This window comes from Clostridium sp. AF37-5 (genome assembly GCF_003477605.1).
In the GTDB taxonomy this organism is placed as follows: domain Bacteria; phylum Bacillota; class Clostridia; order Lachnospirales; family Lachnospiraceae; genus Eubacterium_F.
The window spans coordinates 105,506-129,310 of sequence record NZ_QUDR01000002.1 but is presented as its reverse complement, the minus strand read 5'-3'; the positions used below and the strand labels follow the sequence as shown (position 1 = coordinate 129,310).

Sequence of the window (23,805 nt, the reverse complement as noted above, 5' to 3'; positions counted from 1 at the left end):
TCCGCTGCCTCCTTTCCAATGTATTTTCCGCTTAATAAGAGTTTTTCTCCCAGTTTTCATACGAAATACAGGATGAAAAATCCGTTGCATTCTGTACACCGCGTCCGGTATATCCATAAAACAGTTCTTTCAATTTATCGTCACTTTTTGCCGTTTCCAAAAGTTTTCCAACCAAAACCATATTGGATTTTAAGTTCAAATTACTTCTTGTCGTTGTCACTTTTCCTTTGGCTAAAATAAGTCCCTCGAAATCACTCTGTACTTCGACATCACCACCGGCAATAATAATTCCCTTTTTCATCGAACCATCTACAACATAATCTCCCGGTGTCGCATAAATTACACCGGAATTTTTTTCATCTTTCTTTGTCATAACCGTCGTTAATTTAGAAAAATCAATCAGCCGGTCTGCTACCAATGCATTTGCATTTTCCGGCAAACGCATACCTCCCGTTGCTCCGGAGGCAAGAAGGGATAACTGATAACCCACATAATCCTGACCCTGCTTTCTGCCATCCGCTAGCAATTCTTCATTTGGATTTCCGGCATTATTAAAATAATTATCGGACTGCATACTGCTTCCACCCGCCGCATAATAATTCTGAATCACATTACCGGCAACTAAAAACAGTTCCGAAGAAAATTTCATATTCGTATCATCCACCGTAGATACATACGGTTTTGCCCGCTCGTCAAGCTGGTCCTTATTGGATACAGTTTCTCCATCTTCCTCTTTTGAACCTTGATAGTAATTTCTGAAATATTCGTTTGCATTCTTCTCATCTTTAAATTTCAAATAATAAAATACATAGCCGCCGGAGTTACTATAGTTCGCCGTATATGGCTCGGCAGAGTCTAGATATTTTCCAATATCCGAATTTAAAAGTGCTGTTTTATCAATCGTAATTTTTTCTCCTCGAATCACCGGATTGTGTGTATCCTGTGCATCTCTTCCATCTTCCGGAATAATATACTCATCCGGCAAAAGATAGGCAATCTGATTACTCTTTACTGCGATGGACTCACCCATCATAATATCGGAAACCCTAGCATTTCCGCTCTCATCGTTTCTCGAAACAAAAGTTCTTCCGGCAAGAATCAGTTTATCCAGATTTTTTGCTTTCAACGTTGTATTTAATCCATTCACCAAAATCGCACTGCTGTAATCAGAGCGCGCCGTCGATGTTGTCTTTGTATTCTGCTCATTATAACTGTAGCCATAATACTTTCCGGAAAGGGTAACAATCGAATTGTTTGCCTCAATATCCAAATCATTTGCCACATAAGCATTTTCATTCAAATCCAATTTTGTCTGCAGCGTTGACTCCGAATCCATCCCCTGTGATTTCAGGCGGATGTTCTGTACCCACAGATTTCCCGCTGCTTTTTCACCCTGTAAAGAAACCGTCGCACCGCCAAGCAAATCAAGACTTCCTCTGCTGATAATGGTCGGGCTGTAAAAATAGGCTGCATTCTGGCTCTCTACTTTTATACCGGCATCTTTATCCCCGGTATAAATATTTCCCCGGAAAGTGACACCTTTGTTATTATCATTATTCGCTACCGCCAAAGAAGAATCCGAAATTACAATGTAATCCTTAATCTCCTCTAACGTAGAATCCCCCTCAAATTTGTAATCCGGCACCTTCATGCAAAGATCGGTGCGAATCGTCGAGCGGTAATCCGCAGCGTCCGTATAGTCAATCATCATATTTTTAATGGTCAGCGAATACTGGTTATCCGAATCCACATCAATCACAAATGCTAAGTTCGTTCCCTTCTGCGTTGTAACGGCATCCGGAACTTTCGACAATTTCTTCAAAATGGAAAGGTCACAGTTCTGCTCCGTTCCCACTTTGCTTTCATCCCACGCATACGAATATCCCATCAGTTTTGATGCCAGCAAACTGATATACTTTTCGGAAAAAGTTTTGTGCATACTGTCTTTTGTCTTTGTGTAATGCTCCACCACATCTTTATAAGCTTCTTCTCCTGCATCCCCGGCATACTCCAAAAGTCCGGTCTTTACTTCCTCAAGAATTCCTTCGGTCTGGTAAAAATTATCCGATGCGTTGTGGTCAACATTTACTGAAATCAAATAACGGCTTGCAATCGTCAAAAGAATCGTTCCAATGGCAGCAATAAAAAGAATCCCAATGATTACGGTAACCAATGAGGAACCCTCTCTTTCTCTATGCCAAATATTTTTTATCGTATTTCGCATCCTTTTCACGCCCCCTTCGATGATTGCAGACGGACAATTCGATTATCCTCTGAATAATTCGTTTCTGACGCTTCATAAACATCTACCGTAACACCGGCGATTCTCTCCTGCTTTTCATGGGTAACAAAATCTGTCTGAAAACTTCCGGCAGAAAGAGACGCCCCGTTTGTATAATAAACAGGCTGTAAGAAATTCCCAGAGCCACTAAGCATAATTTTATAGCCTGCCGCCGGTGCTGCATCTCCTTTCTGGCATATGAAATAGAACTTCAACTGTTTCGCTTCGTCAATTGATAAATCTCCCATATTCACTTCAACCGAATCCGTCAAAGCATTGTCATGAAGAAGATTATATAAAATGTATATATTTTCTAATGTCTCTTTTTCCGCTTTCTGGTTTTTCACTACCGCGCTAAACTCAGACCCATTATATGAATAACGGTAGGAAACATCAATCCGGTAAATGCCTTCCTGTTCCGTATCATTCTGAATATCAATCACAATATCTCTTGAAAGTCCATTTTCAATTGTGCTTTTGCTGACACTCAGATTTTTGTAGTAAAAATGACTTACCGCCGCCTGCATCTGGTCAGATTCAACAATAACAGCATTTTTCGCCGAATAAATTTCCTGCAGCTTTGGCTGCTCATAATTATTGTATTTGGATTCCACCTGGTTTCCCTCAGAATCCGTTGTGTCATAATCATAATCAAATAACACGCGTGCCTGATAATCAGAGCCATTTAATGTGACTTTTTTAGACAATGTCATCTGCTTGTTCTTTTTTTTCACAAGCGTCCACGCACTGCCTGTCGCCGCCATCAACTGACTGTCAATATCCGTAAGTGTCTTGCAGGAGTCTACCTCTTCTAATACCGATTGTGCCACAAGATCTGCTTCCTGCGTGCTCTTACCGGTTGATGAATAAAAATTTGCACTCGAAAAAAAGGAAAGTAGAGCCAATGAAGCGACACCCAAAATGGCAATCGCAATCAATACTTCAATCAGCGAAAACCCCTGTACCTGTCTTTTCATTCTCTCACTTCCCTTCACTCACATACAACTTATATATACCTTATTTCTTAAACGTACCGAAAACATCTTCATTTCCAAGAATGATGCCTGAAATATCCGGCTCAACATATGCCTTTCCGTTTCCATTCAAGCTGAAAAAGTGAACTAAAATCGTTCCACTTAATTTTCCGGTACTGTTATCAAACGTAAGGTTAATTGATACAACCGACATTGGTTCTACATTTTTTGCCACCCAGTCAATTGCCTTTAAAATCTGTTTTTTCGTACCGGTCAACTCAATTTCATAAGGAGAAGCCTTTCCAACCATCTTCATAACAGAAACTTTTTTCTCCGGATTCTTTTCCACATCACTCAACGTCGTTTCTTCGGATTCTGTGGACTGCTCCGCATCATCACCGGTTCCTGTTGTCACAATAAACTTCCCATCCTTAAAAAAGGTCTTATCTGCCTGTGGACGTATTGCACGCAGACGAACACCACTTGCCACTGACATTTTGTAAATATTACTAATCGCTTTCTGCTGTGTCATCTTGCACGGATACGTCTGCGATTTTTTCTGAATTTCCTTCTGCGTCTTTGCCTGAGAAGCATTCATCTCATTTACGCGAATCTGTAAATCACTTAAATAATTCACTTCATTCATTTTCTGACTGGAATCCGTTTTCAAACGATTTGCCTGCTTCATATTTCTTTGAAATACAAATATCACGGTTCCAAGCAGAATCAATAATCCGCCAAGAATCAATATCAATCGTTTTTGTACGGTTGTCAATCCATTCTTCATCATTTCATCCCCGCTCTCTTTTTACTCTGTCTGACTGCCCTCTATCTCAGATGCTTTTTTATTCGCATCCACCACTTTATTGTAGGCAAAGGTTATCGTATATGAATATTGTTTCTTCTTTGTCAGTGCTTCGTTGGTCTCGGTAATCGAGTCAATTTTCACACTGGAAATTCCATCAATTTTTTCAAGCTGAATCTGCAGGGCAGACAGCGATAAAAGTTTATCGGTACTGATTGCATTAATCGTAACTTTTTCTTCATCACTGGTAATGCTCTGAATCTTAAAGGATTTCGGGCACTGTGCTTCCATACTCTTTAACAAGGCATGAAAATGATTGTTTTTATTATCACAATATAAATCAAACACATCGAGCATTTTCCGATTCACTACCTCTTCCAGCAAGGTAGCGAATTCAGACTCTACCGGTTCCATCGCCTGTACGCGGTTCGTCCACATACGGTTGGTTTCTTTTTCCTGCAACAATCGCATCACAGAAAAGCCACCCACTAAAATACTAATCAAAAGGCAGCCTGCAAAAATCAGAACTGCGCCTGTCATGGAACCTTTCTTTTCTTCTTTTTGACGCACGGCGTTGGATACAAAATGAACCGAATCAAAAACAGCTCCAAAACAGTTAATATACTGTAAAATGTAAGCGTTAATATTTACTTTACGGTTAAAGCGAACGCCTGCAAGTTCTTCCGGCGTATGTGTCTGGATTCCCAGTTCATTTGACAACAGTTCATGAATTCCTGCTACTGCACAGCCTTTTCCCATGCAAATAATTTCCTGTATCGGCCGGTCTTTGTATTTGGAATTATAATATTCAATCACTCGTCCAATATTGCCAATCAGATAAGACGCATTATCTGTCACTTCAATTCTTTTATCCAATGACGGATTATTCTCCGGATTTTCTGAATTTAAGTTGTGTAAAATCACACGATTCCGTTTCAGAAGTGTATAGGCTTCTTCTTCCGTCTGCACCTGAAATACCGGTTCTTGCAAGAGAACCTCTGTAAATACGTTAATTCCATACGGAACTACTCGCTGTAGCAAAAGTTTATTATCACTGATAATATTAACAAGCGTTGCCGACTGGTTAATCTGAATCGACATTGTAACGCCCTCTTTGCTTTTAACCTGACGGCGCATCACCTGGAAAACAGCGTTTCCATCAGCATCAATTGATTCAATATGAAGTCCTGCCGCATTAGCAAGTGTGTAATAGGAATCAATCAAATCAGACGGTGCTGCAAACACCATGACATCCTGAATAAGTCCGCCCTCTTCTGTTTTCTTCGGTTCCCCCTGTTCCACATAAGAAAAAATATATTTTTCCACGTCAATCGGGAACAAATCCGACACTTTTGCCATAACTAACGGCTGGATTTTCATTTTCTTTTTAGCAATTGGAACACTGGTTTCACGGCTTGCAATCTTTCCGCTCGCTACGGTAAAAATAACATCCTTCGTGCGAATCCCTTTATCTGCACATGCTTTCCGGATGCAGGTTGCCAGTTCAGTAACCTCTATAATCATACCGTCTTTTACTGCATTTTCCGGCGTAGGAAAACGTACACAGCCATATACGGTCGGATAATTTGCCGTATATTCCATATGCACAATCTGAACTTCATTTGTACCAATTCGTACAACAATTACTTTTTTCGCCATTCATTCATCCTCCTATAATCCCTTTCGCCATTTTTACAATGCTTTATGATAAAGCACTCTAAAAATGGCAAATGTTAATATACAAAAGTACGGACGTACCAATTTAACACGGTATCGCCCCATAACAAAACAAGATAAACTCCCATCGCCAGATAAGGAGTTGTTGGAAATCTTCCTGATTTTTTATGGTATAACTGAATCCCCCCCTGAATCACTGCACCAAGCAGGCAGCCGACAATCAGTGCCAGTAAAGAATGTCCAAATCCGATACACAACCCAATACACGCCATGAATTCAATGTCGCCCAAACCAAGTCCTGCTTTTCCCGTAACCTTTTTAAACAGAAGTGCGCACACAAGTAAAAATACTCCCATAAACAAAGCGCCTGCGATGTAATACAGCCACTGTGACGCATGAAAGAATAAATGAACTACCCCAACGACAATCATCAAAATCTCACAAACAGTCGGAAACTTCATCGTCTTTAAATCCGTCACCGCAATGACTATCATGATAGAAGTAAGGACACACCAAAGGATACTGTCCGGATTCAATCCGCAGATAGCAACCACTAAAACGTATAAAATCCCGTTTGCCAGTTCGACAAGCGGATACTGAATCGAAATCTTTGCCCCGCAGTACCGGCATTTGCCACGAAGCACCAAATAACTAAACACAGGAAACAAATCATACCACTTCAAAGGGTGCTTGCAATTCATACAATGGGAGCCCACTGTGACAACACTTTCCCCCTTTGGCATCCGGTATATGCATACATTAAGAAAACTTCCTATTATGATGCCATACAAGAATACAATTATGTAGAGGATAAAGTGTTCCAATGCCATAGCGGGCTCTCCCTTGTAAATTTTAATTAATTATTTTTACTCTTTAAATGGCTGACCATCACTATCTACAGCAGGTTTCTGTCCATCTTTAGAAATCATAACATATGTCGTAGATTTTCCTGATGCATCTTTTGTATTAACTGCGTAAAACTTGCAGCCAGAGCATGCTGTTGACTGGAAAGCCTCGGCATCCGCAATACTGCTTGCAGAATCCTTGTTACTCTTCATATACTTCTCAACCGCTGCTTTTAAAGTAGCATCTGATGAAATCGCCGTCGGTGTTTTATATTCTTTAGCTGCATTTCCTTTTGTAACTGCCGAATTAAATGCTGTACTTACTGCTGATAACGATGCACGATCAGATGATTCTCTTGCGCTTTCCAAGTAAGGAAGCACTACCAATGCCACAACGCCAATCAAGATTGCCATAATAGCAATAACGATGATTAACTCAATCAGAGAGAAACCCTCTCTCTCACCACTTAAATACTTCTGAATTTTTCTTCTCATAGTTACACTCTCCTTTTTTTAATTTTCCCACGACCAGTATAGGCTTAGCCGTACGGGTGACTTTATAAGTCTTATATTGTTATTATACACGAATTTCTTTAGGGTTTCAAGTGATACTTTGACGTTGTTGTCATTCTCACCGTTGAACATTTACATATTTTTCTCTCCCTTGTAACAATTCAAGGCATATACGGAATCATTATTTCCTTAATCTTCCCCTTATTTACTGTTAAATCAGCAAACTGCCCTACAATAGATTTGTCTACCCTTTTCTTCATCCATTTCTTGCTTCTCTTATATGCCTTCTCAGGACTTTCTGAAGCATCCTTTATCGTGCATTTGTCTTGTAACACTGCTTTAAAAGTCTTTGGCTCAATACTATAAATAGATCCATCACTGCCCCAATTATCCACCTTGTGATACCAAACCGTATTTCCTTTTATTTTTGTAACAATGGCATAGTCATCAAATGATTTCTTTGTTGTTGACGGCTGTATACTTTCCAACATTTTTCTGGCATAGTTTTCAACTGTAAAATATAGTGATGCTGTATTATATTCTTCCATCATTTTATTTGCAGATTTTTTATAATACTGAATATATGTCTTTCTTTTTTCTGATTTGTCTACAAGGAGTTGAATCAGCTGTTTTTTCAAGTAGTACGCCCTATACTCTTTTCCTTTAATTTTACCATAGGAAAACATTAGGTCATTTCCATGAAAATAATAAGTCATTTTCCCCTTTTCAAAGTTCAAAGTAACCGTTTGATTTTTTGTTTTTAATTGTTTTGATTTCTTGTAATAAAACTGCTTGATTGTATCAATGCGCTTTGAAACAACACTTTTAGAAAAAATCTTGTGTTTATACACACTTCTTGCAAAGGCAGTTTCTGCTGTATTCATAACAACCATAACAAACAACAAAAAAATCACACTCATATGAAACAATATTTTTTTCATTTTAAATTCCTCCCATCATAATTTCCTATGCTTTTCCTGCATCCTGGTAAATCTTAAGCATTGGCATCATAACCGCTCCAATTACGCCTCCTACAATAACAGCAAGCACAACAATAATAAGTGGCTCCATAGCTGATGTGAGATTTTTGGTAGCTGTTTCCACTTCCCCTTCGTAGTATTCTGCTACTTTATCTAACATCTGCTCTGTCGTACCGGTTTCTTCACCAATTTTAAGCATATGCGTTACCATCGGCGGAAACACACCAGACGCCTCCAGAGGCTCTGACATCGGGATTCCCTGCATAACCTCTTCACGACAGTCTTTTACCGCTTTTCGAATCACTCGGTTTTCAATGACATTTCCCACAATTTCAAGGGCTTCCACCAAAGGAACACCCGACATAATAAGCGTAGACATTGTCATCGAGAACTTTGCCGCCGCATTTTTTACGGAAAAATTGCGAAACATCGGTATTTTTAAAGCGACCCGGCTGGTAAACTGTTTGCCCGGTTCTGTCTTTTTGCCGCAGATAATAAAAGTAAGCAGCAAAACAAGTCCTATCGCTATCGCAATAAAATTGCTCGTCATAAAATCACTCAGTCCAATTACCATTTTGGTCAGCATCGGCAGTTCCTCGCCCATACTTTCAAAAGTCTGCTGGAAGTTTGGAATTACTGTAGTCATCAAAACAATAATCACACCAACTGCTACTACTAAAACAACAATTGGATAAATCATTGCAGATTTAATCATGGAATTTAATTTCATGTCTTTATCAAACTGCGTACAAATACGGTCAAACGCAATTTCCAGATTACCGGTTGCCTCACCCGCAGCAACCATATGAATCAAAAGAGACGGGAAGATTTTACTTTCCATTTCCATGGCATCTGCTAAACTGTCTCCCTTTTCCACATTTACCATGACACGGTAAAGAGCTTCTCTAAGATATTTATTTTCTGTCTGATCCTGAACCATACGCAGACCGTCAATGACGGTTACGCCCGCTGTCAAAATACTGTAAAACTGTTTACAGAAAATGGTAATATCCTTTTTCTTGACCGGATTTCCAATCGTAATATTCCAACTGGCGTTGTCAAGGTCAAATGCTTCACTAAGCTCCAAAACGATGCTGCCTTCACCCTTGAGTTTGCGCATTGCCGCCTCTTCACTGACAGCTTCCATCGTTCCTTTTTTCTCTTTGCCATATTTATCTGTAATGAGATATTTATACTTTGCCAATTCATTCTCCCCTTTCTCGTGTTTTAAAAGCCACCGCTCCCAAACGTAGGACCATCCCAGTCATCCATCTGCCACGAAGGTTCAGCTAACGGTGTTGGCATTTTCCCAGCCGGAATACGTCTTGCCAAATTCGACGGGTCCTGTGCAAATGTCATCGCATCCTCAGCCGTAATCTGATGTGTGCGGTAAAGCTCATAAAGCGCATCATCCATCATCATCATGCCGCTTTGTTTATTGGTCTGGATAATGGATGGTATCTGATGTGGTTTCGCCTCTCGAATCAAATTACGGACCGCACTGTTGGCATACATAATTTCAAAGGCTGCCACGCGGCCTTTGCGGTCAGCCGTAGGCAGTAACTGCTGGGAAATAATCGCCTCCAAAAGAGTCGCTAACTGCAAACGAATCTGCGCCTGCTGATTCATTGGAAATACATCAATAATACGCTCAATCGTAGGAACCGCTCCAATGGTATGCAAAGTCGATAGTACAAGGTGTCCGGTCTCTGCCGCTGTGACCGCGGTAGCAATCGTATCTAAATCTCGCATCTCACCAACCAGAATGATATCCGGGTCTTCTCGCAGAGCAGCGCGCAGTGCTCCTGCATAAGACTGAGTATCAATTCCGACCTCTCTCTGATTTACAATTGATTTTTCATGACTATGTAAATACTCAATCGGGTCTTCCAGTGTAATAATATGTTTGTTCTGTGTCTGGTTAATAACATGAATCAAAGATGCCAGTGTCGTCGATTTACCGCTTCCTGTCGGTCCGGTAACTAAAATCAGACCACGCTTTTTCTTGACCAGTTCCAAAACGGACTGCGGCAGGCCAAGTGATTCCGGACTTGGAATTTCGGTATTCACAAGTCGGATAACAAACGACATCGTTCCACGCTGTTTGAAAATATTGACACGAAAGCGTCCCACGCCTTTAATCGCATAGGAAAAATCGACTTCTCCTTCGCGATTAAATCGTTCTACCAGACGCCCCGGTATCATCTGTTCTACTAATGCTTTAGAATCTGCCGGAAGAATCCGTCCTTCCATCAACGTCACAAGTTCTCCGTTTACACGGCATTTCGGTGGGATACCTACCGTTACATGAACATCACTTGCGCCCATTTTTCTTGCTCGAATCAGCAAATCATCAATCGTCATTACGACCTCCCCATTTCCATTCCTGCCATTATTCTGTCGCGATGCGCTCCACTTCTGCAATGGAGGTAACTCCCTGCAAAACCAGTTTTGCCGCACCAATACGCAACGTTGTCATTCCCTCACTTAAGGCAACTTTCTGGATTTCATCGGCACCGCCACCGGCAGCAATTACTTTTCTTACTTCCGGAGATACCGTCATAATCTCATACACACCAATTCGTCCACGGTAACCAGTACCGTTACAGAATGCACAACCCTGTCCGCCCGGCTCGTAAATTGGCTGTGTTCCTTCTCCGCGAATCCGAAGTCTTCTCTTATCTTCATCGGTTATCATCCTTTGTCTCTTACACTTCGGACACAGACGGCGCACCAGCCGCTGTGCAATGATACCAACCGTAGAATCCGCAATCAGATATGGCTCCACACCCATATCCGCCAGACGGGTAACGGTACTTGCTGCACTATTTGTATGCAGGGTGCTTACTACCAAGTGTCCGGTGATTGCGGCTTTTACCGCAATACTTGCCGTCTCTTCATCTCGAATCTCACCAATCATAATGATATCCGGATCCTGACGAAGAATGGAACGAAGTGCGGATGCAAATGTAAGTCCTGCCTTTTCGTTAACCTGAACCTGATTGATTCCATCTACATCTGCCTCAACCGGATCCTCAACCGTAACAATATTTACACTGCCCTCATTCAGCTCACTCAGTACCGTATACAATGTTGTCGATTTACCACTACCGGTAGGTCCGGTAACTAAGATAATACCATGCGGCTGGTGAACCAGATGGTCAAACCGGCGCATCTCTGCTTCCGGAAATCCAAGTTCACTTTTATCTCTCGTAAGTGCTGACTTCGATGCCAGACGCATTACAATCTTTTCTCCAAAAGTCGTCGGCAGGCTCGATACACGAATATCATATTCAACACGGTCAAAACGCTGTGTCATACGTCCATCCTGCGGTGCTCTTTTCTCAGAAATATTCATGCCGCTGATAATTTTAATACGCGCTACAATTGCATTTAATAATTCTTTTTCATAACGCATCATTTCCTGCATCACACCATCAATACGAAAACGCACACGCACGCTGTCTTCCAACGCTTCAATGTGAATATCACTTGCTCTTTCGTTCACTGCCTGCTCAATAATTTTATTTACCAGTAAAACAATCGGCGCATTATCAACTTCTTCGTTTGCTTCCTCCTGTTTTTCTCTGGCATTCTGCTGCTCCCTGCGCTCTTTGGAATACGTTTCTGCCATCTTGGCAACCTGCTCATTTCCATAATAGCGCTCAATCCCAAAACGCACATCGGACGGTGTCGCAACCATCGCCTCAATCTGCATGTTCGTCACAATCGCCAAGTCATCAATTGCGATAATATCCATCGGGTCCGCCATTGCCACACGCAGGATATTCGGATTATCCGGATCAACTTCAAACGGAACCACATTGTGCTTTCTTACAATTGTCTCCGGCAAAAGTGAAATTACTTCCGGTGCAATTTTTGCCTCGCGGATTTTTGCTACCGGATAGCCCATCTGCTGATGAAGAGCTTCTACAATTTCGTTTTCATCGGTAAATTTTAACTCAATCAATGTCTCGCCAAGCTTCAAGCCAAGTTCTCTCTGCTTTTTGAGTGCTTCCCCAAGCTGTTCACTGGTAACCACGCCGGCATCTACCAGCAAATCGCCAAGTCTCTTACGTTTTCTGCCAATCATATGGATTCACCTTAATTTTCTGTATTTGCTTCTTCTTTTGCGTTTTTGTTTTTACGAAGTTTAATACCAACCGCAATACCGGCAGCCGCTGTTGCTCCAAACATAACCAAACGAATCAAATAATACCCCAATGCTTCCAGAATTGTTCTTTCCATTCTACACACCTTCCTTATTCTTATTGATTTAACGTTTATCTGCGATTTGCCAACTCTCTGGTGATGTCTTCCCAAGTCAGACCACATTCTGCCATAAGTACCATCATATGATAGAGGAAATCAGCAATCTCATACTTTAACTCTTCTGCATTTGGATTCTTCGCCGCAATAATAATTTCCGACGCTTCTTCCCCGCATTTTTTCAAAATTTTATCAATTCCCTGCGTAAACAGATAATTGGTATACGAACCCTCTTTCGGATTTTTCTTTCGGTTTTCAATCGTCTCAAAATCTTCCTGTAAAATCGTTAATGGATTGGTATCAATGTAATCTTTCTTTGCCAGTTCTTTGAAAAAGCAGCTGTAAGAACCGGTATGACAGGCAGCACCAACTTGATGCACTTTTGCCAGAATCGTATCGTTATCACAGTCTAACGAAAGTTCTTTTACATACTGATAATGGCCGGAGGTGTCTCCTTTGCACCATAATTTTTGACGGCTTCTGCTGAAATACGTCATCTTTCCGGTCTCACAGGTAGCCTGATATGACTCTTCGTTCATATAGGCAAGCATCAGCACCTGACCGGTACGGTAATCCTGCACGATACAAGGAACTAATCCTTTATCATCTGTTTTAAATTCTGAAAATGGAATGGCACTTTTAAATGTATTCATCTCAATACCGGCCTCTTCCATATTTCGTTTTACTTTGAACAAATCGCGGCGCTCAAAATAATTGGTTGCCACGCCCTGTACCTCTTCGATTTTCAACAAATCTTCCAAATCGTTGCGGAGCAGACTGTCTCGAATCAGAAAGTTCTTTCCGCTTGCTTTTATTCTGCGGTTTAATGGTTCTCCGGTATTTACATGTTTCAATAAAAGTGTCGATACCGGAAAAGCAATTTTTTCAAATGGAAGCCCTTCATCCACTTCCACAAGAATTTTATCTTCACCAAATCTGGCTGCAGCTTCTTTAATCACACCTTCATCCGGGCAGATTTCGTATTTCACAACTACGCGGTCCGCTCCTGTGTAAAATGCTTTTTTTACATCTTCAAAACGGGCTGCATACATGCCAACAATAAATGGTATATCAATTTTTTTATCAATCTCTTTTAAGGTTGCTAAAAATTCTTCTCTTTCTTCTGTTATTTTGGAGTAATTGTATAAAAACAATTCATCTGCTCCTGCAAAACAATAATCTTCTGCCATCGTCACTACATTGGCAGCTAATTCATTCTCCCCGTTAATAAAGGGAATCAGTTTTTTATAAGACACGTCTCTTCCTCCTCTATCGTTTAAAGAACGCCCTTTGTCGAAAGGACTCCTTCAATTCTGTCATCTACTTTTGAAGCCATATCCATCGATTTTGCAACCGCTTTAAACATCGCCTCTACTACATGGTGAGTGTTTTCTCCTGCTAACTGCTTAATGTGCAGATTCATCTGTGCACCGCTTGCTAATCCCATAAAGAACTCTTTCACCACTTCCGTCTCCATCGTACCAAGCCGCTGTGCTTTTAGCTCAGCGTCATAGGCAAAATACATGCGTCCCGAAAAATCAAGAGAAGCAAGCACCAGTGCATCGTCCATCGGCAATACAAAATAACCAAAACGGGCAATTCCCTTTTTGTCACCTAATGCTTTCAAAAACGCCTGTCCTAAAACAATTCCGGTATCCTCTACCGTATGATGGGCGTCCACATGGGTATCTCCCTGTACCGATACTGCCAAATCAAACAAACCATGTTTGGCAAATCCCTCCAGCATATGGTCAAAAAAGCCAATTCCTGTATGTATGTCATACTGACCGGTTCCATCCAAATCCAGTTCGATAACAATTTCCGTCTCCTTGGTATCCCGCTCGCACCGTGCAAAACGACTCATGTTCTTCTCTCCTTTCACTTACGCAACATATCATTTTTATTATATCGTTTTCCCTTGTAAAAAGCAAGGTTTTCGGTCAAGTATCCGAATTATTTTCAAGCCAGCTTTTATACAAATCCGGTCTTCTCTCACGTGTGCGCATAATGGACTGCTCTTTGCGCCATTCATTAATTTTTTCATGGTGTCCGCTCATCAAAACATCCGGCACTCTGCGCCCTAAAATTTCAACCGGTCTTGTATACTGCGGATATTCTAACAGACCATCCGAAAAACTTTCCGTCTCCGCAGACTCCTCATTGTTTAACACGCCGGGAACCAGTCTGGCAATCGCATCCATCATCACAAGTGCCGGCAGTTCTCCGCCTGTCAGTACATAATCACCAATTGACACATAATCTGTCACAATTTCTTCCAGCACACGCTCATCCACGCCCTCATAGTGGCCGCACAAAAAGACAAGCACATCTTCTTTTGAAAAATCTTTCGCAATTTTCTGAGAAAAAACATCACCCTGCGGTGTCAAATAAATAACACGTGGTCTTTTCCCCGCTTCACTGCATATCTGCTCATAACAACGGTAAATCGGCTCTGCCTCCATCACCATACCGGCACCCCCTCCATACGGATAATCATCCACTTTTCCATGCTTATTGAGCGTATAATCCCGTATATTCATTACCTGCAGAGAAATCAGTCCATCTGCCATGGCACGCCCCATAATACTCGTGTTCATCGCCTGTTCAATCATTTCCGGAAATAACGTCATTACATAATATTTCATTCTATCAGCCCTTTCATGACATGTGCTCTTACAATTCCTTCTTTTGTATCCACTTTCTTGATACAGTCCGGGATAACCGGGAAAAGCACTTCTTTTCCCTCTTTTGTCTCAATTACAAATACGTTGTTTGCTCCGGTTTCCATAACATCTGTTACTTTGCCGATTTCTTCTTCGGTATCCTCGTTAATAACAACGGCTCCGGGAACATCACAAAGATAATACTGCCCCTCTTTAAGCGGAAGTGCATTATCTCTCGTAACCATCAAATCACATTTACGGAACCGCTCAACATCATTTATATTATTAAATTCTTCAAATTTCAAAATTACAATATTTTTAAAATATTTCACACTCTCCACATGAAGCGTTAAATTTCCCTCTTTTGTAATCAAAATAACCTCATCACATTTTTTAAAACGTTTTACATCATCCGTTGTCGGGAATACTTTCACTTCCCCTCGGATCCCATGCGTTGTTGTCACAACACCAATTCGCAGTAAATCTTCCATAATTCATCCTTTCCCTCTTTTTGGTAAGATATAAAACACCCCGCAGACAAAAGCCCGCAGGGTATTCATGACGCGAGAACACGCCTCATCCTTATTGAATGTCAACCATAATCTTCTTGTCACCTTTAGAACCGGCGGCACGGACAACGGTACGAATTGCTTTCGCAATACGTCCCTGTTTACCAATCACTTTACCCATGTCTTCCGGTGCTACCGTAAGATTCAAAACAATCTGTTTTTCATCTTCTGTCTCCGTGACAACGACATCTTCCGGACTGTCTACTAATGCACTAGCAATCACTTCTACTAATTCTTTCATTACCAGCCCTCCTATTTCTCAATACCTGCCTGTTTGAACAAACGTGCAACTACGTCTGTCGGCTGAGCACCATTCTGCAACCATTTCTTTGCTGCTTCCTCGTCTACCTTTACAACACATGGTTCCTGATTTGGGTCATAAGTACCAATCTCAGCGATGTTTCTTCCATCTCTAGGAGATCTCTCATCAGCAACTACAATTCTATAAAATGGTGATTTCTTCTGCCCTAATCTTTTCAATCTGATTTTTACTGCCACGTCTTTCACCTCCTTATTCTAATCTAAAAATCTATCTCCAAAAAATTTCCAAAGAAATTCTTTTTGGATATCATATTACATCCCGCCAAACGGGAACTTAAAGCCGCCAAACCCGCCTTTTCTGCGTCCTTTTCCAGACATCATGCCAGACATCTGCTTCATCATCTTACGGCTCTGTTCAAACTGTTTCATCAGACGGTTTACCTCGCTGATATCTACACCGGCACCTTTTGCAATGCGGCGTTTTCTTGATGGATTAATGATTCCCGGATTTGTCCGCTCCTCAATTGTCATGGAGTAGATAATTGCCTCCGTTCCTTTGAGGGCATTATCATCAATTTCTAAATCCGCAGGCAGTCCCATGCCCGGAAGCATACTGAGAATACTGCTTAAGCCGCCCATCTTCTTCATCTGCTGCATCTGCTCTAAAAAGTCATTAAAATCAAATTCAGCTTTTTTTATCTTCTTTGCCATCTCGGCGGCTTTTTGTTCATCAATCTGTTCTTCTGCTTTTTCAATCAGTGACAACACATCACCCATACCAAGGATTCGAGACGCCATACGGTCCGGATAAAACTGTTCCAAATCGGATAACTTTTCACCCATTCCGACATAATAAATCGGCCGTCCGGTCACAGCACGTATCGAAAGCGCCGCACCACCTCTGGTATCACCGTCAAGCTTCGTAAGAATGACACCATCCACATGTAACTTTTCATTAAAGGATGATGCTACATTCACCGCATCCTGACCAGTCATTGAATCCACAACCAAAATGGTCTGATGAACTTCTACCTGCTCTTTTATCTTCGCGAGTTCCTCCATCATGTCCTCATCAATATGAAGACGTCCGGCGGTATCGAGAATCACTACATTATTTCCATTTGCCTTTGCGTGCTCCACACCGGCTTTTGCAATATCAACCGGATTGTGATTCGTTCCCATCGAAAATACGGGAACTTCCTGCTTGTCTCCATTTATCTGTAACTGCTCAATCGCAGCCGGACGATAAATGTCACACGCAACTAAAAGCGGTCTTTTTCCTTTTGCCTTTAACTTTCCGGCAATTTTCGCTGTCGTAGTCGTTTTACCGGCACCCTGGAGACCACACATCATAATAACCGTAATCTCATTACCGGGAAGAAGGTCAATTTCTGTGGTTGTTTCTCCCATCATCTTGACCAGTTCTTCATTTACATATTTAATAACGGTCTGTCCGGGCGTAAGACTATTGAGTACATCTTCCCCGGTCGCACGCTCCTGTACCGCTTTGACAAACTGCTTTACTACTTTAAAGTTTACATCTGCTTCAAGTAAAGCCATCTTTACTTCACGGAGTGCAGTCTTAACATCTGCTTCCGTCAAGCGTCCTTTACTTCGCAGACCCTTGAATACATTTTGAAGTTTAGCCGTCAAATTATCAAATGCCACGAGTAATCCCCTTTCTTTATATCAGTTCATATATCTCTTCGGCGAGTGTTGTAATCTGTCCTGCCGTTTGTTCATCAAAATTTTCTTTTGCAATACTTTCAATCTCACCAAGTTTGTCCTTTGTTATCTGAAATTTTTCAATCAAATGCAGTTTTTCTTCATACCCCTTCAAGCGGGTGCGGCATCTCTTTACAATGTCATATACACCCTGTCTGGTAATATCGCGCTCTTTTGCAATCTCGCTCAATGACAAATTACTTAAAACATAATCTTCAAATACAACACGATTGCTCTCTTTAAGCAAAGCACCATAAAAATCATACAAATAAGATAATTCTACAATCTCATCTAACTCGGATAACGATTTTTCCTTCGACATAAAAGCACCACCTGTAAAGGTTTTTTCTTTACAGGTGGTAAGTATAGCGTATTTGACTGGTGTTGTCAAGACTTTTCTTTGTTTTTCTCTGACCTTTTTGAAAGAGTGTGCGGCACCTCCACAATATCGAAATATGCCGGAATTGCTGCCTCTTTAGCAAGAGCATTGTATTTTTTCAAAATACGGTTAGCTACCATCACACCATCTTCTTTCGTCGCATCCATAAGAACAACCACCTGCTGAGTGGAACTAAAGCGGCTTGTCACATCTCCTCTGCGCAGTGACCGTACAATGGCTGACTCCAAAATCACTAACGAATCTTCAATTCGCTCCAGTGATATTTCTTTATCTTCCGGCAGTTCCATGGATAATAAAACAACCTGTACATGCTGTCCGTTTCTCTCCACATTTCGTGCAATAAACTGGTAAATAAATGAAAAACGGTCGTATTCTACCGCATAAGCACCCGGACGGTATTTTCTTTCGGTCACCTGCCGCATCAACTGGTCTAAATCCATCTGACAGCCGGTCTGTCTGTTATTTTTTAAGTCTTCCGGCATGGATTCAAACAGATGATACGCGTCTTTTCCATTATTTTTTACATAATATAATGCCTGATCAGCTTTTTCATATAACTGCTCGCAGTCCAGTTCCTCACCACCATAATATTTTGTCATGATTCCAATGGAAACAGAACACATACTGCATCCCATCTCCGTTCTAATTTTTGCAAAATCTTTAATAATACTTTCCGCACGTTCACAAATGACACGTTCCTCCTCCAATTCAAAGAAAAACACCGCGAACTCATCTCCGCCCATGCGGCAGACAAAGTCATCATCTCTTGTGTTTTCCCGGATAACATCAGCAAATGCCTGAATCAGTTCATCGCCGGTTTTATGCCCATATGTATCGTTGACCTGTTTGAAATTATCCAAATCCATCATAAAAAATGTTCCGCAGGATTTCGAAGACAACAAATAATTATTTATTTTATCTTCAAAATACCGCCGGTTCAGAAAATCGGTCAGTGAATCACGTTCCAATTCGCTCTGAGTCTCCAGCACGGTTTCAGTAAAAACCTGACGAAGCAGTTCATTTGCCTCATTCAGTTCTCCTTCACCCTTCAATTCACCCTCCGCTCGGTCTTCATCAATCGTAAAACCTTCCTCCAAAAGCTCAAGAAAAGTATCTACGATTTCCGGGTCAAATTGCGTTCCTCGTCCTCGAATAAGCTCCTGTATCGCATGTTCCTTGGAAAAATGTTTACGATACGCCCGGTCTGCCGTCATTGCTTCGTAAGCGTCCGCCACCGCAATAATGCGTGACACCTCAGGGATTTCATCGCCGCAGATTCCCACATAGCCATTTCCATCATACCATTCATGATGGTATCTCACACCTTCCTCAAGTCCCGGAACAAATCTCGTATTCTGCACAATCTGTGCACCGATTTCGGCGTGTTTTTTTACATTTTCATATTCCTCTTTCGTGAGTTCTGAAGCCTTATTTAAAATAGTATCCGGCGTAGACACCTTACCAATATCGTGTAAAAGCGCAATATAATAAAGTTCCTCTTTTTCTTTATCCGAATAACCGAGTTTTGCAGCAATGCCCCTGCAGTAGAGCGCAACGCGCAGCGAATGTCTCCTTGCATAACGGTCTTTGGCATCCACCGTGTGAGCAATCGTAACCATCGACTGCAAAAACAGCCGGTCAATCTGCTCTTTTTGTTTCGCGATCAAATGCGCCTGCTGTTTTCGGAGTACGGAAAGTTCGACAATATGCGCAATCCTTGCCTTTAAAACCTGCGGTTCAAAGGGAAGCGAAATAAAGTCAATCGCACCTTCTTCTAATCCCCTAAGTTCACTCTGTATATCTTTCACATTCATCATTAAAATGACAGGAATTTCTTTTGTTTCTTTATCCTCTTTTATCCGGCGGAGAACTTCGTAGCCATCCATTCCAAACATATTCGCATTCATAAGAATCAAATCCGGAATTTCCGACTTCAGGCAATCCAGCACACTCATTCCTGTCTGAACCAATGTTACATCATAAATGTCACCTAAAATAGTTTCCATATATCGCAACGCCACCTTCGTATTATCGGCAGCTAAAATCTTCGGTTTTTGCATCATACCGTCATCCCCTCATGTTCCTGCAAACGAGCAAGCGTCGTTGAAATGCCAAACTCATCGCAGACTTTTTTATATGCATCCATATTCCCTTGTTTTTTATCTGTCTTTACAGCCCGTATCAACAGATTTTTCGGTGTATGCTCTAATTCAATAAATTCCAATATTTGTGTTTCATATCCTGCCTGCTCCAGCAGATTTGCCCGCAGTACATCCGTCATCAAAGCAGCCATCCGCTCTTTGATAATCCCATATTTAAATATCGGCTGCATTCGGTCATTTTTTAACTGTGCATTTACCTCATGCTGGCAGCACGGAACCGATAAAATCACTTTTGCACCCCAGCGGATCGCCTTGTCTAACGCAAAATCTGTCGCTGTATCACAAGCATGAAGCGTCACGACCATATCGACCTGATTCACTCCCTCAAAAGAACTGATGTCGCCCTCTAAAAAGGTAAGTTCCTCATAGCCAAACCGCTTGGCAAGCTCATTGCAGTGTTGTATCACATCGGATTTTAAATCCAGTCCTATCATGCGGACACGATATCCATTCATGATTTTCAGATAATAATACATAGCAAACGTAAGATAGGATTTTCCGCATCCGAAATCAACAATCGTTAATTCTTTATCCTTTGGCAGTTTATCGGATACATCTCTGATAAATTCCAGAAAGCGGTTAATCTGTCAGAATTTTTTCTGTTTTTTATCCCGGATTCTGCCATCTTCTGCCTGAACTCCAAGTTCAATCAGAAAAGGAATTGGTTCATTTTCCTTCAAAATATATTTCTTTTTGCGGTTATGTGATAAAACAAGTGGTTTTTCACTCTTTTTGTTTTTTCCCTTTATTGTTATTTTCCCTTTTTTGCTTATCAATATTGTATACTGTTTTTCCGTTGTAAAGAACTGCATCTGACGGTAAATGGGCACGAGTTCGGAAAGAATATAGTTTTTCGCCTCTTCTTTTGCATAGTTAAGATGAAATACCTGATTATTCTGGTATCTGGCGAACTGAAACATAAGCGTTCCTTTATCCTCATAGCAGCGTACATCCACTTTTCCGGCAAAATCTCCCTTCTTGGGATTACTGATTATCATATGCACGAAATTCTGTCCAAGACACTGCTCCAATACTTCTTCTAATTCCATCACCATGGTACCTCCTTGTATACATTCTGATAGCAAAAATAGCCCTCGGACTCAAAATCCGAGGGCTCATCTTATCCTTTTATACCGGGTAAGTCTGATTCTCTTTATCTGCTAATGTAGCATCTACTTTCGTCCGCTGTGCTTCACGATATTTGAAGAAATCAACTGCAACCTGTGGGAACAGAGCATAGGATAATACATCTTCATCCTGCTCTTTCCACTGTGACATCTCTGCCTCAAGTTTTTTAAGCTGTGGCTCGATCAAATCAGCCGGACGACATGTAATCGGTTTTGTATCGCCGATACATTTCTTCTGAACTTCCGGATTAAATGGTTTAACTGTCTGTCCAAATTCACCGGACAAAAGTTTTTTGGATTCTTTCGTTACCATCTTGTAACGCTCACCGGAAACTACATTTAATACTGCCTGAGTACCAACAATCTGGGACGATGGTGTAACCAATGGTGGCTCACCAAAGTCTTTTCTTACGCGTGGCACCTCTTCAAGCACCTGCTCATACTTATCTTCCTGTCCCATTTCTTTAAGCTGGGAAACGAGGTTTGAAAGCATACCGCCGGGAACCTGATAACGAAGAGTATTGATATTTACACCAAGCACTTTCGTATTCATAAGACCGCTCTCTAATGCTTCCTCGCGCATTGGACGGAAGTATTCAGCGATTTCAGATAAAAGATTCTGGTCAAGTCCGGTATCGTATGGTGTTCCACGGAATGTCTCAACCATAACTTCGGTAGCCGGCTGGCTTGTACCAAGAGCAAATGGACTCATCGCTGTATCAATAATATCACATCCTGCTTCTACTGCTTTCAAATAAGTCATAGAAGCAACACCGGATGTGTAGTGTGTATGAAGGTCAATCGGAATTTCAACGGATTCTTTCAATGCCGTTACAAGTTCCGTTGCTTTATATGGTGTCAAAAGACCGGCCATATCTTTGATACAGAGTGATTTCGCACCCATATCTTCGATTTTCTTTGCAATATCTTTCCAGTAATCCAGTGTATAAGCATCACCAAGTGTATAAGAAAGGGCAATCTGTGCATGTCCGCCTTCTTTATTTGCTGCTTTTACTGCTGTCTCAAGGTTACGAATATCATTCAGACAGTCAAAAATACGGATAATATCAATTCCGTTGGCGATCGATTTCTGAACAAAATATTCTACTACATCATCGGCATAATGATTATATCCTAAAATGTTCTGTCCACGGAATAACATCTGCAATTTTGTATTTTTGAATCCGTCTCTTAACTTACGCAGTCTTTCCCACGGGTCTTCTTTCAAAAAACGAAGGGATGCGTCAAATGTTGCACCGCCCCAGCACTCTACGGAGTGGTAACCAACTTTGTCCATTTTATCGACAATCGGAAGCATCTGTTCTGTTGTCATACGAGTCGCAATCAATGACTGATGTGCATCACGAAGTATCGTTTCCGTAATTTTAATCGGCTTTTTCTTAATCTCTGCCATTTTCTATATCCTCCTTATACTCCATAAATTGCCATAAACACACCGGCTGCTACCGCAGTACCGATAACACCTGCTACGTTTGGTCCCATCGCATGCATCAAAAGGAAGTTTGTCGGATCTGCTTCCGAACCAACCTTCTGGGACACACGTGCTGCCATAGGAACCGCCGACACACCGGCAGAACCAATCAATGGATTGATTTTTCCTCTGGTTACTAAACACATTAATTTACCAAACAATACACCGGCTGCTGTTCCGAATGCAAATGCAACCAGACCAAGAACTACGATTTTCAATGTTGCTACATTAAGAAATGCAGAACCTGTCGTCGTAGCACCAACGGATGTACCAAGCAAAATAACTACGATATACATCAAAGCATTCGATGCTGTCTCTGTCAACTGGCCTACTACGCCGGATTCTTTGAACAAGTTACCAAGCATAAGCATACCAACAAGTGGTGCAGTACTTGGAAGAATCAGACATACAATAACTGTAACGATAATTGGGAAGAGGATTCTCTCCAGTTTGGATACCGGACGGAGCTGCTCCATCTTGATTTCTCTTTCCTTTTTCGTTGTCAAAAGTTTCATGATAGGCGGCTGAATAATCGGAACAAGTGACATATAGGAATATGCCGCCACCGCAATACTACCCATCAAATGCCCCTGCTGCAATTTGCCGGCAAGGAAAATGGATGTCGGTCCATCAGCACCACCGATAATCGAAACAGCTGCTGCTTCACCACCATTGAAGCCCCACAAAAGAGCAAGGATATATGCGGCGAAAATACCAAACTGTGCCGCCGCACCAAGAAGAAAGCTCTTTGGATTGGCAATCAACGGACCGAAGTCTGTCATCGCACCAACGCCGAGGAAAATCAGCGATGGCAAAATACTCCATTCATCTAACTTAAAGAAGTAATTTAACAGTCCACCATCCTGAATAATCAGCGGATAAATATTTGCCAAGAGCATACCAAACGCAATTGGCAGTAAGAGCAAAGGCTCATAGCCTTTTTTGATTGCTAAATATAAGAAGATAAAAGCAACCAATATCATGACATAGTTTCTCCAGTCAATACCGTCCTGGAAAAACGCTGTCTGTCGAATAAGATTTTCTATTACTTCCATTTAGTTT

Annotated in this window: 24 protein-coding genes; all 24 read right to left on the bottom strand. The window is 41.4% G+C overall.

What is annotated here, in order from left to right; translation table 11 throughout:
- Positions 1-31 precede the first annotated feature (31 nt).
- Positions 32-2,224: a hypothetical protein gene (locus tag DW019_RS02115; RefSeq protein ID WP_117477785.1), complete on the bottom strand. Its 2,193-nt coding sequence runs from the start codon at positions 2,222-2,224 to the stop codon at positions 32-34.
- A 5-nt stretch (positions 2,225-2,229) separates the two neighbouring features.
- Positions 2,230-3,258: a prepilin-type N-terminal cleavage/methylation domain-containing protein gene (locus tag DW019_RS02110; RefSeq protein ID WP_117477784.1), complete on the bottom strand. Its 1,029-nt coding sequence runs from the start codon at positions 3,256-3,258 to the stop codon at positions 2,230-2,232.
- Positions 3,259-3,298: 40 nt separating this feature from the next.
- Positions 3,299-4,045 (bottom strand): hypothetical protein, encoded by a 747-nt coding sequence (locus DW019_RS02105; protein WP_147353001.1) that lies wholly within the window; start codon positions 4,043-4,045, stop codon positions 3,299-3,301.
- 18 nt (positions 4,046-4,063) lie between these two features.
- Positions 4,064-5,719, bottom strand: a complete 1,656-nt coding sequence (gene pilM, locus DW019_RS02100) for a pilus assembly protein PilM (protein WP_117477782.1) — start codon at positions 5,717-5,719, stop codon at positions 4,064-4,066.
- Between the two features lie 74 nt (positions 5,720-5,793).
- Positions 5,794-6,567, bottom strand: coding sequence for an A24 family peptidase (locus DW019_RS02095; protein WP_117477781.1), 774 nt, complete (start codon positions 6,565-6,567; stop codon positions 5,794-5,796).
- Between the two features lie 36 nt (positions 6,568-6,603).
- Positions 6,604-7,077 carry a type II secretion system protein gene (locus DW019_RS02090; protein ID WP_117477780.1) on the bottom strand — a complete coding sequence of 158 codons (474 nt, stop codon included), beginning with the start codon at positions 7,075-7,077 and terminating at the stop codon, positions 6,604-6,606.
- Positions 7,078-7,256: 179 nt separating this feature from the next.
- Positions 7,257-8,036 carry a hypothetical protein gene (locus tag DW019_RS02085; RefSeq protein ID WP_118442364.1) on the bottom strand — a complete coding sequence of 260 codons (780 nt, stop codon included), beginning with the start codon at positions 8,034-8,036 and terminating at the stop codon, positions 7,257-7,259.
- A 25-nt stretch (positions 8,037-8,061) separates the two neighbouring features.
- Positions 8,062-9,279, bottom strand: a complete 1,218-nt coding sequence (locus DW019_RS02080) for a type II secretion system F family protein (RefSeq protein ID WP_118442363.1) — start codon at positions 9,277-9,279, stop codon at positions 8,062-8,064.
- A 23-nt stretch (positions 9,280-9,302) separates the two neighbouring features.
- Complete coding sequence (locus DW019_RS02075) at positions 9,303-10,439, bottom strand: type IV pilus twitching motility protein PilT (protein ID WP_118442362.1); 1,137 nt, start codon at positions 10,437-10,439, stop codon at positions 9,303-9,305.
- 28 nt (positions 10,440-10,467) lie between these two features.
- Positions 10,468-12,168: an ATPase, T2SS/T4P/T4SS family gene (locus DW019_RS02070; RefSeq protein ID WP_022375960.1), complete on the bottom strand. Its 1,701-nt coding sequence runs from the start codon at positions 12,166-12,168 to the stop codon at positions 10,468-10,470.
- 11 nt (positions 12,169-12,179) lie between these two features.
- A complete protein-coding gene (locus tag DW019_RS14930; protein WP_022375961.1) occupies positions 12,180-12,323 on the bottom strand; it encodes a hypothetical protein in 144 nt (47 codons plus the stop codon).
- 35 nt (positions 12,324-12,358) lie between these two features.
- Complete coding sequence (gene hisIE, locus DW019_RS15605; RefSeq protein WP_278286494.1) at positions 12,359-13,600, bottom strand: bifunctional phosphoribosyl-AMP cyclohydrolase/phosphoribosyl-ATP diphosphatase HisIE; 1,242 nt, start codon at positions 13,598-13,600, stop codon at positions 12,359-12,361.
- A 20-nt stretch (positions 13,601-13,620) separates the two neighbouring features.
- Positions 13,621-14,208 (bottom strand): imidazoleglycerol-phosphate dehydratase HisB, encoded by a 588-nt coding sequence (hisB, locus tag DW019_RS02060; protein WP_022375963.1) that lies wholly within the window; start codon positions 14,206-14,208, stop codon positions 13,621-13,623.
- 76 nt (positions 14,209-14,284) lie between these two features.
- A complete protein-coding gene (trmD, locus tag DW019_RS02055; RefSeq protein WP_117477777.1) occupies positions 14,285-14,989 on the bottom strand; it encodes a tRNA (guanosine(37)-N1)-methyltransferase TrmD in 705 nt (234 codons plus the stop codon).
- The gene (rimM, locus tag DW019_RS02050; RefSeq protein ID WP_118442361.1) at positions 14,986-15,498 is read right to left on the bottom strand and encodes a ribosome maturation factor RimM; all 513 of its coding nucleotides are present in this window, start codon (positions 15,496-15,498) and stop codon (positions 14,986-14,988) included. Before rimM ends, trmD begins: the two co-directional genes overlap by 4 nt.
- 91 nt (positions 15,499-15,589) lie before the next feature.
- On the bottom strand, positions 15,590-15,817 hold the full coding sequence (locus DW019_RS02045) for a KH domain-containing protein (RefSeq protein ID WP_022375822.1): 228 nt from the start codon (positions 15,815-15,817) through the stop codon (positions 15,590-15,592).
- Between the two features lie 11 nt (positions 15,818-15,828).
- Positions 15,829-16,074 carry a 30S ribosomal protein S16 gene (gene rpsP, locus DW019_RS02040; RefSeq protein WP_022375821.1) on the bottom strand — a complete coding sequence of 82 codons (246 nt, stop codon included), beginning with the start codon at positions 16,072-16,074 and terminating at the stop codon, positions 15,829-15,831.
- Positions 16,075-16,149: 75 nt separating this feature from the next.
- Positions 16,150-17,505: a signal recognition particle protein gene (ffh, locus tag DW019_RS02035; protein WP_118442360.1), complete on the bottom strand. Its 1,356-nt coding sequence runs from the start codon at positions 17,503-17,505 to the stop codon at positions 16,150-16,152.
- Positions 17,506-17,521: 16 nt separating this feature from the next.
- Complete coding sequence (ylxM, locus tag DW019_RS02030) at positions 17,522-17,884, bottom strand: YlxM family DNA-binding protein (protein ID WP_118442359.1); 363 nt, start codon at positions 17,882-17,884, stop codon at positions 17,522-17,524.
- A 65-nt stretch (positions 17,885-17,949) separates the two neighbouring features.
- Positions 17,950-20,025 carry a diguanylate cyclase gene (locus DW019_RS02025; RefSeq protein ID WP_118442358.1) on the bottom strand — a complete coding sequence of 692 codons (2,076 nt, stop codon included), beginning with the start codon at positions 20,023-20,025 and terminating at the stop codon, positions 17,950-17,952.
- Positions 20,022-20,708, bottom strand: a complete 687-nt coding sequence (locus DW019_RS15715; protein WP_347474400.1) for an SAM-dependent methyltransferase — start codon at positions 20,706-20,708, stop codon at positions 20,022-20,024. The genes DW019_RS02025 and DW019_RS15715 overlap by 4 nt, the downstream gene beginning before the upstream one ends.
- 3 nt (positions 20,709-20,711) lie before the next feature.
- Complete coding sequence (locus tag DW019_RS15710; RefSeq protein WP_347474398.1) at positions 20,712-21,179, bottom strand: hypothetical protein; 468 nt, start codon at positions 21,177-21,179, stop codon at positions 20,712-20,714.
- A gap of 73 nt (positions 21,180-21,252) precedes the next feature.
- On the bottom strand, positions 21,253-22,665 hold the full coding sequence (locus tag DW019_RS02015; RefSeq protein ID WP_022375816.1) for an oxaloacetate decarboxylase subunit alpha: 1,413 nt from the start codon (positions 22,663-22,665) through the stop codon (positions 21,253-21,255).
- 14 nt (positions 22,666-22,679) lie between these two features.
- Positions 22,680-23,798, bottom strand: a complete 1,119-nt coding sequence (locus DW019_RS02010) for a sodium ion-translocating decarboxylase subunit beta (protein WP_022375815.1) — start codon at positions 23,796-23,798, stop codon at positions 22,680-22,682.
- Positions 23,799-23,805: the final 7 nt, after the last annotated feature.